Here is a 14,969-nt window from a genome sequence, read left to right as displayed (position 1 = left end):
CATCGAGACGGCGTTGCGCGGTCTGCAAGGCAGCGGCGCACGCATCCCGGGCAATGCGGTCGACGCCGTGGCGAGCGAAATACGCGTGGGTCAAACCGCGCTGCTCGACAACGTCGATCAGCAGGGTCGCTCCGCCTAGTCGGCGACAGCGCGGCAGCCGGAGCAGTCCACCTGGGTCAGCGTGCGTTCCGCCGGATTGGTGGCGAGACGCACCGCGGAGAGTTTCTCGCCCCAGACGCAACCGGAATCGAGTCCGATCAGATTGTCCCGCAGCATCAGCCCGAGGGCGGCCCAGTGTCCGAATACGACGGTGATGTCAGCGGTCTTGCGCGACGGCACGTCGAACCACGGCATGAAGCCAGGCGGCGCGGAATCGAGTCCGCCGCTAGTGCTGAAATCCATCACGCCATCAAGATCGCAAAAGCGCATCCGCGTGAGCGTGGTACAGGTGAGCCGTAAGCGGTCGAGGCCCTTGAGGCCCGGCTTCCAGCGATTGGGCTCGTTGCCGTAAAGACCCGCCAGCGTTTCCTTCCAGTTCGGCGCACGTAGCGCACGCGAGAGTTCGTCAGCGAGTTCTAGCGTCATCGTTACATCCCACTGCGGCAATACGCCTGCGTGGACCAGCAGCATGTCATTTTCGACATGCGCCAGCGGCCGATGCCGGACCCAATGCAGCAGATCTTCCGCATCGGGCGCCGCGAGAATTTCGTCGATCGTGTCGCCTTTTTTAGACTTGCGAATGCCGGCGGAAACCGACAGCAGATGCAGGTCGTGGTTGCCCAGCACCGGCCTGGCACGCTCACCCAGGGCGATGACGTCGCGCAGTGTGGCAAGCGATGCGTCGCCGCGGTTGATCAGGTCGCCCGCGAACCACAACGGTGTCTCGGGCGCGGGTGCGGCCTTGGCGAGCAGTTGCTGGAACTGGCTGCGGCAACCTTGCAGGTCACCGAAGGCAAGAGGAATGGAATGCGGCAGGCTGGAAACGGTCATCTGGGGCGGAATCAGGTACGCTCGGACGGACGAAGCAATAGACTAGCGTGACATAATAGCCCGTTTGATGCGACGGCATGGCGACACACTTGTGTAGTCCACGGAGTGCATCATCAACACGGTTATTCATGCAACGAGCAGGAGGATGTGGGTGAACGGAGAAACGACGAAGCCAGCGCTGCATGTGCATGCTGGACGCCTGACACGAACACTCGTCACCGGAGCGAGCGGTTTCACGGGCTCCTGGCTGATCGGCAATCTGCTCGCAAGCGGTCATGCGGTTACAGAGACCGTTGCCGGGCAGAGCGCTACTGAAACGCCGTCGCGGCGCAGACTCGATATCACTTCGCTTGAGCAGTGCCTCAAGGTGATCGACGAAGTGCGCCCGGACTATATCGTCCACCTCGCCGCGATCAGTTTTGTCGGCCATGATGACGCGCTCGATTTTTATCGCGTCAATGTGCTCGGCACGCTGAATCTGCTGCAGGCCTGTGCGGATGTCGGCCATACACCGCGCAAGGTGCTGATTGCGAGCAGTGCAAACGTGTACGGTAACGTCACCAGCGACGCAATTGACGAGAGTTTTCCTGTTGCGCCCGTCAATCATTACGCGGCCAGCAAGGCGGCCATGGAATCGATGGTACGGACGTGGTTCGACCGTCTGCCCATTTTGATCGTGCGGCCGTTCAATTACACCGGGCGCGGCCAGACCTCCAATTTTCTCGTGCCGAAGATCGTCGAGCATTTTGCCCGGCGCGCGCCGGAGATTTCGTTGGGCAACATCGACGTTGCGCGTGATTTTTCCGACGTGCGCTATGTGGTGCGTGCCTATGAGGCGCTGCTGGATTCGAATGCGGTGGGTGAGACAGTGAATGTCTGCACCGGTCAGCCTTATACGCTTAGAGAGATTCTGGCGATGGCCAGCGAACTAACCGGCCACGAACTCGAGATTCGCATCAATCCGGCGTTCGTGCGGCAAACCGATGTGAAGGTGCTGGCGGGTTCGCCGGCTAAATTACGTCGCCTCGTGCCAGAGATAGGGGCGATTGATTTTCGCGAAACCTTGCAGTGGATGCTGGCCGCCTGATTTGTTTGGTGCGACGCAGCAAATATTACCCGCCATACTGCGCCTACCACGCATGATCCGTATTTGTGACCTGGTGAAAGCCTATATCCATACTATTTACGGCCGGTGGAAGCGTAATCAAACATCATTGGGTTTGGGAAAAATCTTCCTAATTTTCATGTGTTAGGAAGCGAACCTTGTCAAGCTGTTTCGAGTTGTTAGGTCTCTAGTTTTTGGCCTGTGCCGCTTTATAATCGGGGCTTCACAAAATAGTGGCTGGACGCGCCCTTTTTTCAGGTGCCGGCGGACAGCGCTCAGAAGCGCCTTAATACAATATGCGGGTGACCAGATCGACAAGTCCGGTTGCATCGGCCACGAATATCTAGAAGGGAATTCCATGATCCTGGTAACGGGCGGAGCCGGCTTTATCGGCGCCAATTTCGTGCTTGACTGGCTGAACGCCTCGGACGAAGCGGTCCTCAATCTCGACAAGCTGACCTATGCGGGTAATCTGGGTACGCTCAAGTCGCAACAGGACAATCCGAAGCATGTCTTTGTGCGCGCCGATATCTGTGATCGTGCGGCGCTAGACGCGCTGTTTGCCCAGCACAAGCCGCGAGCCGTCCTGCACTTCGCGGCGGAAAGCCACGTTGACCGTTCCATTCATGGCCCGGCTGATTTCGTCCAAACCAATGTGGTCGGCACCTTCACGCTGCTCGAAGCCACTCGTTCGTACTGGAACACGCTAAACGATACGGACAAAGCGGCTTTCCGTTTCCTGCACGTTTCGACCGACGAAGTGTTCGGCTCGCTGTCCGCCACGGACCCGCAGTTTTCCGAAACTACGCCGTACGCGCCCAACAGCCCGTATTCGGCCACCAAGGCGGGCTCGGATCACCTGGTTCGTGCGTATCACCACACGTACGGTTTGCCCGTGCTGACCACGAACTGCTCGAACAACTACGGCCCGTACCAGTTCCCCGAAAAGTTAATCCCGTTGATGATTGCCAATGCACTGGGTGGCAAGCCGTTGCCGGTGTATGGTGACGGTCAGAACGTGCGCGACTGGCTGTACGTGGGTGACCACTGCAGCGCGATTCGCGAAGTTCTCGAACGCGGTGTGCCTGGCGAGACGTACAACGTAGGCGGCTGGAACGAGAAGAAGAACCTGGAAGTCGTGCACACGCTGTGCGATCTGCTCGATCAACAACGTCCGAAGGCGGCGGGGTCCTACCGCGATCAGATTACCTACGTGACGGATCGTCCGGGTCATGACCGCCGTTATGCCATCGACGCCCGCAAGCTGGAACGCGAGCTGGGCTGGAAGCCGGCCGAAACCTTCGAAACGGGCCTGGCAAAGACGGTGCGGTGGTATCTCGACAATCAGGAATGGGTCGACGAAGTCGCATCGGGCGAGTACCGCAAGTGGGTTGAGACCAACTACGCGCAGCGCGCGTAAGGGCAAACGTCATGGCGCGCAAAGGCATTATTCTCGCTGGCGGATCGGGTACGCGACTGTATCCGATTACCCACGTCGTCTCCAAGCAGTTGCTGCCGGTGTACGACAAGCCGATGATCTACTATCCGCTGTCCACGCTGATGGTGGCCGGCATTCGCGATGTGCTGATCATCTCCACGCCGCAGGACACGCCGCGCTTCGAGATGATGCTGGGCGACGGTAGCCAGTGGGGTATGAATATCCAGTACGCGGTACAGCCGTCGCCGGATGGTCTTGCCCAGGCGTTCATCATTGGCCGCGACTTCGTGGGTAATGATCCGTCGGCGCTGATTCTTGGCGACAACATTTTCTACGGACACGATCTCGCCAAGCAGCTAGAGCGTGCCAACCAGCAGGAGCAGGGCGCTACGGTGTTCGCGTACCACGTACACGATCCCGAGCGTTATGGCGTGGTGGAATTCGACAAAGAGTTCCGCGCGTTGTCGATTGAAGAGAAGCCGGCTAAACCGCGCTCCAACTACGCAGTGACCGGCCTCTACTTCTACGACAACCAGGTGTGCGATATTGCCGCTGAGATCAAGCCGTCGCCGCGCGGCGAGCTCGAGATCACGGACGTCAATTCCCACTACTTGAACCATGGCGCGCTCAACGTCGAGATCATGGGTCGCGGCTACGCATGGCTGGATACGGGCACGCACGATTCGCTGATTGAAGCAGCGACCTTCATTGCGACGCTGCAAAAGCGCCAGGGGCTGGTGGTGGCGTGTCCGGAAGAGATCGCTTACCGGCAGCACTGGATCGACGGTGAAAAATTGTCTGCGCTGGCCAAGCCGCTAGCGAAGAACGCTTACGGACAGTATTTGCAAAACCTTCTTACGGATCACCTCGCATGGCAATCCAAGTAACCGCTACCGCGCTGCCGGAAGTCAAGATCATCGAGCCGAAGGTGTTCGGCGATGCACGCGGCTTCTTCTTCGAAAGCTTCAACGGCCGTGAGTTCGCCGAGCACGTAGCAGCGGACGTCGAGTTCGTGCAGGACAACCATTCGCGTTCCGCGAAGGGCGTGCTGCGTGGGCTGCATTATCAGATCGAGCACGCGCAGGGCAAGCTGGTGAGGGTGGTGGAGGGCGAAGTGTTCGACGTCGCGGTGGATATCCGCAAGAGCTCGCCGAATTTCGGTAAGTGGGTGGGCGTGACGTTGTCGGTGGAGAATCATCGGCAACTGTGGGTGCCACCGGGTTTTGCGCATGGCTTCGTGGTGCTGTCCGAGTCCGCGCAGTTTCTGTACAAGACCACTGACTACTGGTTTCCTGAGCACGAGCGCAGCATTGTCTGGAACGACCCGCAAATTGGTATCGAATGGCCGATCGGCTTCGAGCCGGTGCTGGCCGCGAAGGATGCAGCCGGCAAACGGCTGAGCGAAGCCGAACTGTTCGCATAACGGGGCGCCCGATGAATTCTTCCCGCAGTGATCGCCCCATTCTGGTCACCGGCGTCAACGGCCAGGTCGGCTTCGAACTGGCTCGCACGCTGCAAGGGCTGGGCCCTGTAGTCGCGGTAGATCGCAGCATCCTCGATCTGTCCAACCCGGATCAGGTCCGCACCGTGGTGCGTTCGCTGCGCCCGGCGCTGATCGTCAATCCTGCGGCCTATACCGCGGTCGACAAGGCAGAGAGCGAATCCGACCTGGCGATGAAAATCAACGGCGAGGCCGCTGGTGTGCTGGCCGAAGAGGCAAAGAAGCTGGGCGCGCCGCTGATTCACTATTCCACGGACTATGTGTTCAACGGCGACAAGGAGAGTCCTTACGTCGAGACGGACGACACCGATCCGCAAAACGCGTACGGACGAACCAAGCTCGCAGGCGAGCAGGCGATTGAGGCGAGCGGTGTGGATCACCTGATCTTCCGTACCAGTTGGGTCTATGGCGCGCGCGGCAAGAACTTCCTGCTGACGATGTTGCGGCTCGGCGCTGACCGTCCCGAACTAAAGGTGGTAGCGGACCAGTTCGGCGCGCCGACCTGGAGCAACACGATTGCGACGCTCACCGCGCACGTCCTGGCGCAGGCGAGTGCCGCGTCAGACCCGGCGCAGTGGTGGAGCGAGCGCTCCGGCGTCTACAACCTGACGGCAAGCGGTTCCACCTCGTGGCATGGGTTTGCCTCCGCGATCTTCGAATTGGCGCAACTGGAAAACCGGCCTGCCGTGCTGCCGATTCCTGCAGCCGACTATCCGACGCCTGCCAAACGCCCGTCTAACTCGCGGATGTCGGGCGACAAGCTCAAGGAAGTATTCGGGCTGAATGCGCCCGACTGGAAGGACGCGCTGGGCCTGTGTCTCGCGGGGCGTTGACCGTAAGGAACGGAAAGGCGAGGCGCAAACACCGCGTGGCAAGTTAGCCCGCGTTGCCGCCGCTTTCGCCCAACTTGCCGGTGCGTCCGCGGACGCCGTCGATGATGCCTTTCGTCATCATCCGCACGTCGTCCACGCGGTGCCGGGAGAACAGCGCGAAGATGAAGAACTTGACCGAAAGCCGCAGGACTTCGCTCAGCTTCCAGCTAAACGGAATATAGCTGCGCTTGCACAGCAGAAGCGCGTTGCGGTAGTAGTAGTAACGGCGAATCGGCTTGTGCATGGCAAGCCGCACGTTGGCGAGTTTCAAGGCCTTTTCGCCGATGGCGTGCTCCATGCGAACGTCGAAGACGCCATAGCTTTGCAGTCCGGCGGCTTTCGCGCGCAGTCCCCACTCGATATCCACGTAGTCGATAAAGAGTGAGTCGTCGAGTACGCCGACCTGGTCTATCGCGCTCAGGGGCAGCAGCGACCCGGACGTGATCAGGTAATCCGCCGTGGTCCATCCGCCCGCTTCAGGCGCGTGCTTGCGGCGCGGAATGCCTGCGGAGAATTCGATGAAGGGCAGGTAATAACCGCGGTTCTTCTCGAAGAAGTACGGGCCGATCTGGGCTACCGGTCCACGGGCTGTAAGTTCGTCGTGATAGGATTCCAGGCGGCTAACCATGCCGTCAGAAGGTGCGCTGTCCTGATCAAACAGCGTGACGAATGTTGCTACGCCGCGCTGCCGCACCGCAGCGAACCCAGCGTTCAGAGCCGTGGCAATGCCCTGGTTCGAGCCTAGTTCGACGAGCAGAACGGATTGCGTCGGCAACTGATGCCGCCAGGTTTGCAGATTGCTTGAGCCGTTGTCAACGAGCACGATCTTGTCGACTTGCGGCACGAGGGCGGCGATGAGGCTCAGCAGGGTGGCGATATCGGGTTCGTAGGTGACGACGACAGCGTCGGAGCGGAGCGACAAGATTGGACTACCTGCTGGTGGTTTGAACGAGTATCGGGACGCCAGGAGTAACGGGGCTGCGGCGCACACAAGTGGTTGCAGCACGCCGGTTCAAGCCCTGGGAGCAGCGTTCGCGCCGCTTCCCTAGCATGCGATAATTATACATTTACGGTTAGGCGCTCTTACATAACCGTTTGCAAGGTTCAATGCACGCAATTCAGTTCACGGATATGACGATTACCCCGGTAATACTTTGTGGTGGCTCCGGCACGCGCATGTGGCCCTTGTCGCGCAGCGGGTATCCGAAGCAATTCCTGGCGCTTTACGGCGAAGCAACCTTGTTGCAACAAACGGCGAACCGGCTTGATGGGGTGGCCGGCATTCAGGCGCCCATGGTCGTCACCAACGACGAGCAGCGCTTCCTCGTGGCCGAGCAGTTGCGGCAGATCAATGTGCAAGGCGCGCAGCTTGTCCTCGAACCGGTAGGCCGGAACACGGGCCCGGCGATTGCCGCTGCCGCGCTGATCGCGCTCAAGGACAATCCTGATGCGATGCTGCTGGTGCTGCCGGCTGATCATGTGATCGAGAATACGGCGCTGTTTCAGCAGATGGTCGAGCGTGCAGCGCCTCATGCGGCTGCGGGCAAGCTCGTCACCTTCGGTATCGAGCCCACTGAAGCGCATACCGGCTATGGCTACATTCGCCGCGGTGCGGCACAAGCCGATGGCGACGGCGCTTACCAGGTCGCGGCGTTCGTCGAAAAACCGAACGCCGGCCGTGCCGAGGAATTCCTCGCAAGCGGCGACTACTACTGGAACAGCGGCATGTTCCTGTTCCGTGCTGACGCGTACCTTCGCGAACTGGCGCGGTTCGCTCCGGATGTGTTGGAGCGGATCGAGCAAGCCGTTGACCTGTCTCAACGGGATCTCGACTTCCTGCGACTGAATCGCGAGGCGTTTTCGGCGAGCCGGTCCGATTCGATCGACTACATGGTGATGGAGCATACCCAGCACGCGGTCGTGCTGGCGGCAGCGGGCCTGGGCTGGAGCGATGTCGGCACCTGGACTGCACTCGCAGCCATCAGTCCGCTTGACGGCAATGGCAATACCTTCGTCGGTGACGTCGTGGCCCACGGCGCCTCGAACAGCTTCGTGCGCAGCGAACACCGGATGGTGGCAGTACTCGGTGTGGACAACCTGGTGGTGATCGAGACGGCCGACGCAGTGCTGGTCGCGAGCAAAGAGAACGCGCAGGACGTGAAAAAGATCGTCGAGCTTCTGAACGCGCAAGGGCGCGTGGAGTCGGAGGCGCACCGCCGGGTGTTCCGGCCGTGGGGCAGCTACGAGGGCGTCGATAGTGGCGAGCGCTTCCAGGTCAAGCGCATCATCGTCAATCCGGGTGCGTCGCTGTCGCTGCAAATGCACTATCACCGCGCCGAGCACTGGATCGTTGTGAGCGGCACGGCGCGTGTCGTGAATGGCGACAAAAACATTCTTCTGTCCGAAAACCAGTCGACGTACATTCCGTTGGGCACACTGCATCGGCTCGAAAATCCGGGCAAGGTGCCGCTGGAGATGATCGAAGTGCAGTCCGGATCTTATCTGGGCGAAGACGACATCGTTCGCTTCGAAGATAACTATGGTCGCATTCCTGGCCACTGACGTCGCACAGGGTTCGTCACTGTCCGTGTATCAAATTACTTCCTTACCGATAGCCTCGGTTTTCTAGGCAATATGCTGCGTTTATTTACCTCTCCACGAAGGATGCTGGGCTCTCTGACAGAGCACCGCAATCTGATCATTGCCCTTACGGTTCGCGAAGTGCTGGGCCGTTACCGCGGCTCCGTGCTCGGACTGTTCTGGTCGGTCTTCCAGCCAATCCTGATGCTCGCCGTCTATACCTTTGTGTTCGGCCTGATTTTTCGCTCACGCTGGCCTGGTGGCAGCGGCTCGCGGGCGGAGTTCGCACTGGTGCTGTTTTCAGGCTTGCTCGTGTTCAACATGTTCGCGGAGTGTCTGAATCGCGCGCCCACGATCATCCTGTCGAATACCAACTACGTTAAGCGCGTCGTGTTCCCGCTCGAAGTCCTGCCGTGTGTGACGGTGGCGGTGGCACTGTTCCATCTGTTCGTGAGCTTCATCGTCTGGCTGGTGTTCTACCTCATTGCGATCGGTGTGCCTTCGTGGACCGTGTTGCTGTTCCCTATTGCACTGATCCCGCTGGTGTTCTTTTCGCTGGGCATTGCGTGGTTCTTTTCCGCGCTGGGTGTGTTTGTACGCGACACCGCGCAGATCACCGGCCTCGTGACCACCGTGCTGATGTTCATGACGCCCATTTTCTATCCGGCTACAGCCATTCCCGAGCGCTTTCGCACGATTGCCGGCCTGAATCCGCTGGTACCGATCATCGAACAGGTGCGCCGGGTTCTGATGTGGCACAGCGGCATTGCGCTCGAAGCCTACCTACCCGTGCTGGTGGGTTCGCTCATTGTTCTTTGGGTGGGTTTCTCGTGGTTTGAGAAGACCCGAAAAGGGTTTGCAGATGTCCTCTGATTTCGCTATCAAAATCGAAAATCTGAGCAAGTGCTACCAGATCTATGAGAGACCGGTAGATCGTTTGCTTCAGATGGTGTTCCGCGGCCGGACCTATTTTCGTGAGTTCTGGGCCGTCCGCAACGTTTCGTTCACGGTGGAAAAAGGTAGGACCGTCGCGATCATCGGCCGCAACGGCGCGGGCAAATCCACGCTGTTGCAGATGATCTGCGGCACGCTGAACCCGACTGAAGGCCGCATCACCGTCAACGGTAAAGTGGCGGCGCTGCTCGAACTGGGCGCGGGTTTCAATCCGGAATTCACCGGTCGCGAAAACGTGTACCTGTCGGCTTCGCTGCATGGTCTCACGCGTGAACAGATCGACGCGCGCTACGACGCGATCACCACCTTTGCCGGCATTGGCGATTACGTCAATCAACCGGTCAAGACCTATTCCAGCGGTATGTTCGTGCGCCTCGCGTTTGCCGTGATCGCGCACGTGGATGCAGACGTGCTGATCGTCGACGAAGCGTTGAGCGTGGGTGACGCGTTCTTCCAGCAGAAGTGCATGCGCTTCCTGCTCGACTTCAAGGCGAACGGCGGCACCTTGCTATTCGTGAGTCACGACATGGGTGCGGTGAACGCGTTGTGCGAATCCGCCATCCTGCTGCGTCGCGAGGGTTCGGAGTATCTCTACGAGACCGGCACGCCGAAGGAGATCGCGATGATTTATCTGCGCGATCTGTACTCGGAGAAAGCCGCGGCCCATGCCGAAGAGATCGGTGCTGCATCGACTGCTTCCGGCGGCCTGTTGGGCGATTCTGCGGCGAACGGGCGTGAAAGCCTGCGGCGCCAATATTCAGTCGACCGGGTGCCGCCGGTTCGGTACCACGCATCGGCTTTCCGCCGGGACGCTGACAGCTTTGGCCTCGGCGGTGCGGTTATCACGGCGGTGTACTTCCGTGATGTGAACGGCAACGCGGTGAACCAGTTCAACTCGGAAGACGAGATCAGCGTCGTGATCCGTGCGAACGTCAATAAGGACATGACCTTCCCGGCCCTGGGCTTTGTGCTTAAGGACCATAACGGTCAGAAGCTGATCGCGGAGAGCACGGATAGTTACCTGCGTGATCAGGCCATCGTTGCGCAGTCGGGCACCGAAATCGAAGCGGCGTTCAAGATGACTTTCCCGGCCATCATCCGTGGCGAATACCCGATGGACGTGGCATTCGCGGAAGGGCCGGGCAGCGACCATGTCCAGCACCACCTCATGCACGACGTCCTCGTACTGACTGCCCTCGGAACGAATCTCGTGCACGGGAAGTTCGGCGCGCCGTCACTTTCCGTGACGTTCGACATCATTTGACGGAGAAGCACGGGTCAATGGCGCAATTGCAATGCAAATACGGTTATTTTGAAACGGCTCCCGGCGACTCGATCGTCGCGGAGGGGCTGCGGCTCTATGGAGAGTGGGCCGAGCGGCAACTTTCCGTCATGCGGCGCTTTATCACGCCAGATAGTGTGGTGGCCGATTTCGATGCATCCATTGGCACCTATGCCATAGCGTTTGCGCGGATGGTCGGTCAGGGCGGCCACGTGCATGCCTACGAACCGCGTGCTGAGATTTCGCCAGTACTGCAAAAGAACATTGAGCTAAACGAGTTGGGCGGCACGGTAACGTTCCATGGCGCGGCGGCGAACGGTCGGGTCGAAGCGCTTGATGCAGCGAACCTGGCGCGCCTCGATTTCATCCACCTCGCACGCGCAGATGGAGCGGCCGAGCTGCTCGCCGGTGCAAGCGCCACCATTGCGCGTTGCCGTCCGGTCATCGCGATTGACTGTGGCGCCGCTGGCGACGTGGCGAATAGCCTGGCGTGGTCCGGCGAAGCGGACTACGTGGTTTTCGGTCATGTCGACTACGCGTTCAACCCGGAAAACTACCTCCACTGCAGGGATAACCTGTTCGACGACAGGCAAGACGCGCTGCTAATCCTTGTGCCTGCCGAACGGGCCACGGACCTTGATCTACGTGATCTGCGTTCTGTGCGAAGGCTCGATGACGCGCTTGAATGGATGCCGCACGCGCTGCAGGAAGGGGAGCACGCGGTTGCTGCTTCGGCGCGCGACACCGCAGGGCGCGGTGCGGGTGCGACGTTGCGTGAAGCGCTCGTTGCGCCGGACGCCGAATCATCAACGGAACTTGCTGACGCTGATTGCTCGGGTGCCTCAGTGCACATCGTCGTGCCGTTCTACAAGAAGGAAGAACTGGTCGCGCAGATTTTCCGCTCGTTAAACGACGTAGCAGACGAGCTTCGCGAGATCGGCGCCAAGGTCTTCTTTTATAACGACAGCCCCGACTATGCTCCGCTGCAAGAAGCGCTAGACAGTTGTCGTTTCGACGACGGTGCAGTCGAGTTCAAGGTATTGCGCAATGCGTCCAACCTTGGGTTTATCGGCACGTGTAACGCGGCTTTCGCCCATGCAAAGACCGAGCGCGCAGATGTCATTCTGCTGAACTCCGACACCATGGTCTTCGCTGGAGCGTTGCGGGAGATGCTACAGGTCGCGCGGCTCGACCCGATGATCGGTTTCGTTTCGCCGCGCAGCAATAATGCGACGCTGGCAACACTGCCGCACTCCACGTTGGACCGCTACGTTACGCCCGCCGACGGTTACGCCAATTTCGTCAGGCACTCCGCAGGTTTGCCGCGCTTCTCATTAGTGCCGACAGCGGTGGGCTTTTGCCTTTTCGTCAAATGGTCGTTGTTCAGCGAGTTGGGCGCATTCGATCCGATCTACGGCAAGGGCTACAACGAAGAGAACGACCTGATCATGCGGGCGAATCGCTGCGGTTATCGCGCGGTCCTCGCTAATCGTGCGTTCGTCTGGCATCAGGGTGAACAGTCGTTCGCTGAGTCAGCCCAGGCCAAGACCGCGCGCGAAGAGAAGAACGCGCCGGTGCTGCAGTCCCGCTATCCGGAATATATACCGCTGATCCATACGTACTTCGCGTCGCCCGAATACCTGGCGGAAGATCTGCTGGAGTACGTCGATGCGAAAGAAGGTCAGCTCACCTTCGCGTTCGACTTCTCCAGTTTCGCCGCGCATTTCAACGGGACCTTCGAGTCGGGCATCAAGTTGCTCGATGCCGCTGTGCGTACCTGGCCCAAGCATGTCCGCATCGCGGTCTACATGGACACTGAAGCCTGGAAGTTTCACGGCCTGAGCCGGTTTAAGGGCTTGCAGCGACTGGATGTGCAGGATGCTGCCGCAAAAGTGACGGCCATTGTGCGCGTCGGTCAACCGTTCGACGCGAAGTCGGTGTCGCGCATCGTCACCCGGGCGCCGGTGATCGGCATCTTTATGCTCGATACGATTTCGTACGACTGCGGGTATTTATCGCTGACGTTCGATGCGAAAGTCTGGCGCTACGTATTCGATCAGATCGACGTTCTGTTTACCAATTCTCGCTTCACGCTCGAGCGTATCGCCGCCCGCTTTAAACTGGGCGCGCGAGTCTTGCAGCGAGTGTCGCGCCATTCGCTCGACGTGACCGAATACGCGCTTCCACGCGAGCGCACCCCTGGCGCGAAGCCGCATCTGTTCGTGATCGGCAATCACTTCAGCCACAAGTTCGTGCGCCCGACGGTCGATGCCGTGGCGGCTGCCTTCCCGGATCGCAAGGTGGTCGCGGTGGGCTACGGTGAGACACCATCGCCGTATAGCAATGTCGAGGCGTATGAGAGCGGTAATCTGTCGAACGAGACATTCGAGAAGTTTTATTCGGATGCCGAAGCGGTGATTTTCCCGAGCCACTATGAAGGCTTCGGTTTTCCGATTCTGCACTCGCTGGCAAGAAAGCGGCCTATCTATGTACGGGATTCGGCGTTGTATCGCGAGTTGGCCGGCGAGATCAATGGCGCGGAGAACATTCGGTATTTCTGCACGGTGGATGAACTCGTCACTGACCTGCGCGCTACTGGCGTGAACTGGATCGAGCCGGGCAAACCTGGCGAGCAGAACGGCTGGGACCGCTCGGCACGCGAAGTGTTCCACGCACTGGAGCAGGCGCGGCGCACGGTGTCATACGAAGCGCTGGTCGACCGGCTTCGCCAGCTCGATCAACTGGTGATGGCCACGGCGTCGGCCATGGTCATTCCAACCGCAGGCAAGCGTGTGGGTGTGAAAGTCGAGGCAGCCGTTGACAAGATTCTCAAGATGCCCGGCGTGAAGCCGCTCGCCCGGCGCGGGTGGCGAGTGGTGAGACGCCTGCGTGCCAAGCGGTAAGTGAGTCGCTCTCGGTTTTCGCTGTAAGCCGCGCGGCATGTCCGCAGGGTGTGTTGCGTGGCGTGGTATCTGTCCAATCGTTTTCTAGCCGAAGCCATGGTTAATTTTCAAGATATAACGCACGTCGTTGCCGGAAGTAAGCCGGATCCCGTTGTACCGCGTGCGCAGTTGTCGGCGGCCCGTGTGCTGGTAGTCGGCGATGTGATGCTGGATCGCTACTGGTTCGGCGACGTGAACCGGATCTCTCCGGAGGCGCCGGTTCCCGTCGTGCATGTCCAGCGAACTGAAGACCGCCTGGGCGGCGCCGCGAACGTGGCACGCAATGTCACGGCGCTGGGCGCGCAGGCCGGCTTGCTATGCGTGGTTGGCGACGATGAACCAGGCGAGCGCATTGTCGAACTGCTTCAGGACAGCCGGGTGAACGCGCACCTCGAGCGCGATCCAGCGTTGCCCACCACCATCAAGCTGCGCGTTTTGTCGCGTCAGCAGCAACTGCTGCGCGTCGACTTCGAGAACTGGCCGGCGCATGAAGTATTGCTGGCCGGTCTTGCCAGGTTTGAAACGCTGTTGCCCGAGCACGATGTCTTGCTGTTCTCGGACTACGCCAAAGGCGGCCTCACGCACGTCACAAAAATGATCGCTGCTGCACGCGCCGCAGGCAAACCGGTACTGGTCGATCCCAAGGGCGATAACTGGGAGCGCTACCGCGGTGCAACGCTGATCACGCCGAACCGCGCCGAATTGCGCGAAGTGGTGGGTCAATGGAAGTCCGAAGAGGATCTGCACGCACGCGTGGGCAAACTGCGCACCGAACTCGAAATCGAAGCATTGCTCCTGACCCGCTCGGAAGAGGGCATGACGCTCTTTACTGACGCCGGCGTCCTGCACGAATCGGCTGTGGCACGCGAAGTGTATGATGTTTCGGGCGCAGGAGACACCGTGATTGCCACACTCGCCGCCATGCTGGGCGCGGGTTTGCCGCTGACTGAGGCAGTCGGCCACGCCAATCGCGCGGCCGGCATCGTGGTGGCCAAACTGGGCACCGCGACGGTCGATTACACAGAGCTTTTCCCCACTATGACCGCTGGTGCTGAAAGCGGCGTTCCCGGATCCCACATATGACTATCATCGTCACCGGCGCGGCCGGTTTTATCGGCAGCAATCTCGTGAAGGCGCTCAACGAGCGCGGTGAACAACGCATCATCGCCGTGGACAACCTCACGCGCGCCGACAAGTTCAAGAACCTGGTGGATTGCGAGATTGACGATTATCTCGACAAGACCGAATTTGTCGAACGCTTTGCACGTGGAGACTTCGGCAAGGTGCGTGCGGTATTCCACGAAG

The 14,969-nt window shown here is 59.9% G+C and carries 13 protein-coding genes; 11 read left to right on the top strand and 2 right to left on the bottom strand.

Annotation, left to right across the window (positions count from 1 at the left end; translation table 11 throughout):
• Window positions 1-135: 135 nt before the first annotated feature.
• Entirely contained in the window at window positions 136-990 is an 855-nt protein-coding gene (locus tag WCA85_RS11935; protein ID WP_424064063.1) for a symmetrical bis(5'-nucleosyl)-tetraphosphatase, read from the bottom strand.
• Window positions 991-1,141: 151 nt separating this feature from the next.
• Here WCA85_RS11935 and WCA85_RS11930 point away from each other — a divergent pair, with 151 nt between their 5' ends.
• The 5 genes from WCA85_RS11930 (at window position 1,142) to rfbD (ending at window position 5,867) form a co-directional block, all read left to right on the top strand.
• Window positions 1,142-2,077 (top strand): GDP-mannose 4,6-dehydratase, encoded by a 936-nt coding sequence (locus tag WCA85_RS11930; protein WP_424064061.1) that lies wholly within the window; start codon window positions 1,142-1,144, stop codon window positions 2,075-2,077.
• Window positions 2,078-2,453: 376 nt separating this feature from the next.
• The gene (rfbB, locus tag WCA85_RS11925) at window positions 2,454-3,515 is read left to right on the top strand and encodes a dTDP-glucose 4,6-dehydratase (RefSeq protein ID WP_424064060.1); all 1,062 of its coding nucleotides are present in this window, start codon (window positions 2,454-2,456) and stop codon (window positions 3,513-3,515) included.
• Window positions 3,516-3,526: 11 nt separating this feature from the next.
• Complete coding sequence (rfbA, locus tag WCA85_RS11920) at window positions 3,527-4,420, top strand: glucose-1-phosphate thymidylyltransferase RfbA (RefSeq protein ID WP_424064058.1); 894 nt, start codon at window positions 3,527-3,529, stop codon at window positions 4,418-4,420.
• A complete protein-coding gene (gene rfbC, locus WCA85_RS11915) occupies window positions 4,405-4,956 on the top strand; it encodes a dTDP-4-dehydrorhamnose 3,5-epimerase (protein WP_424064056.1) in 552 nt (183 codons plus the stop codon). The genes rfbA and rfbC overlap by 16 nt, the downstream gene beginning before the upstream one ends.
• 11 nt (window positions 4,957-4,967) lie before the next feature.
• Window positions 4,968-5,867 carry a dTDP-4-dehydrorhamnose reductase gene (gene rfbD, locus WCA85_RS11910; RefSeq protein WP_424064055.1) on the top strand — a complete coding sequence of 300 codons (900 nt, stop codon included), beginning with the start codon at window positions 4,968-4,970 and terminating at the stop codon, window positions 5,865-5,867.
• A 43-nt stretch (window positions 5,868-5,910) separates the two neighbouring features.
• Here the strand turns inward: rfbD and WCA85_RS11905 are convergent, their stop codons facing one another.
• Window positions 5,911-6,828 (bottom strand): glycosyltransferase family 2 protein, encoded by a 918-nt coding sequence (locus WCA85_RS11905; RefSeq protein WP_424064053.1) that lies wholly within the window; start codon window positions 6,826-6,828, stop codon window positions 5,911-5,913.
• 209 nt (window positions 6,829-7,037) lie between these two features.
• Between WCA85_RS11905 and WCA85_RS11900 the strand changes: the two genes are divergently transcribed.
• The 6 genes from WCA85_RS11900 to WCA85_RS11875 form a co-directional block, all read left to right on the top strand.
• Window positions 7,038-8,468: a mannose-1-phosphate guanylyltransferase/mannose-6-phosphate isomerase gene (locus WCA85_RS11900; protein WP_424064065.1), complete on the top strand. Its 1,431-nt coding sequence runs from the start codon at window positions 7,038-7,040 to the stop codon at window positions 8,466-8,468.
• 102 nt (window positions 8,469-8,570) lie between these two features.
• Window positions 8,571-9,359 (top strand): ABC transporter permease, encoded by a 789-nt coding sequence (locus tag WCA85_RS11895; protein ID WP_424064052.1) that lies wholly within the window; start codon window positions 8,571-8,573, stop codon window positions 9,357-9,359.
• Complete coding sequence (locus WCA85_RS11890) at window positions 9,349-10,704, top strand: ABC transporter ATP-binding protein (RefSeq protein ID WP_424064050.1); 1,356 nt, start codon at window positions 9,349-9,351, stop codon at window positions 10,702-10,704. The genes WCA85_RS11895 and WCA85_RS11890 overlap by 11 nt, the downstream gene beginning before the upstream one ends.
• Window positions 10,705-10,721: 17 nt before the next feature.
• Window positions 10,722-13,625 carry a glycosyltransferase gene (locus WCA85_RS11885; RefSeq protein ID WP_424064048.1) on the top strand — a complete coding sequence of 968 codons (2,904 nt, stop codon included), beginning with the start codon at window positions 10,722-10,724 and terminating at the stop codon, window positions 13,623-13,625.
• 96 nt (window positions 13,626-13,721) lie between these two features.
• A complete protein-coding gene (gene rfaE1, locus WCA85_RS11880; protein ID WP_424064046.1) occupies window positions 13,722-14,747 on the top strand; it encodes a D-glycero-beta-D-manno-heptose-7-phosphate kinase in 1,026 nt (341 codons plus the stop codon).
• On the top strand, window positions 14,744-14,969 hold a 226-nt coding region (locus WCA85_RS11875; RefSeq protein ID WP_424064044.1), incomplete at its 3' end, for an NAD-dependent epimerase/dehydratase family protein. The genes rfaE1 and WCA85_RS11875, both read left to right, overlap by 4 nt.

The organism is Paraburkholderia sp., from assembly GCF_049581445.1.
GTDB lineage: Bacteria > Pseudomonadota > Gammaproteobacteria > Burkholderiales > Burkholderiaceae > Paraburkholderia.
Note: the sequence above shows the minus strand (reverse complement) of the source record. Positions and strands in the feature narration are given on the sequence as shown.

Excerpts from the sequence above, each read along its gene's own strand:
- WCA85_RS11935 (WP_424064063.1), bottom strand. The coding sequence starts at position 990 with ATGACCGTTTCCAGCCTGCCGCATTCCATTCCTCTTGCCTTCGGTGAC.
- WCA85_RS11885 (WP_424064048.1), top strand. The coding sequence starts at position 10,722 with ATGGCGCAATTGCAATGCAAATACGGTTATTTTGAAACGGCTCCCGGC.
- WCA85_RS11900 (WP_424064065.1), top strand. The coding sequence starts at position 7,038 with ATGACGATTACCCCGGTAATACTTTGTGGTGGCTCCGGCACGCGCATG.
- rfbA (WP_424064058.1), top strand. The coding sequence starts at position 3,527 with ATGGCGCGCAAAGGCATTATTCTCGCTGGCGGATCGGGTACGCGACTG.
- rfaE1 (WP_424064046.1), top strand. The coding sequence starts at position 13,722 with ATGGTTAATTTTCAAGATATAACGCACGTCGTTGCCGGAAGTAAGCCG.
- WCA85_RS11895 (WP_424064052.1), top strand. The coding sequence starts at position 8,571 with ATGCTGGGCTCTCTGACAGAGCACCGCAATCTGATCATTGCCCTTACG.
- WCA85_RS11890 (WP_424064050.1), top strand. The coding sequence starts at position 9,349 with ATGTCCTCTGATTTCGCTATCAAAATCGAAAATCTGAGCAAGTGCTAC.
- rfbD (WP_424064055.1), top strand. The coding sequence starts at position 4,968 with ATGAATTCTTCCCGCAGTGATCGCCCCATTCTGGTCACCGGCGTCAAC.
- rfbC (WP_424064056.1), top strand. The coding sequence starts at position 4,405 with ATGGCAATCCAAGTAACCGCTACCGCGCTGCCGGAAGTCAAGATCATC.
- rfbB (WP_424064060.1), top strand. The coding sequence starts at position 2,454 with ATGATCCTGGTAACGGGCGGAGCCGGCTTTATCGGCGCCAATTTCGTG.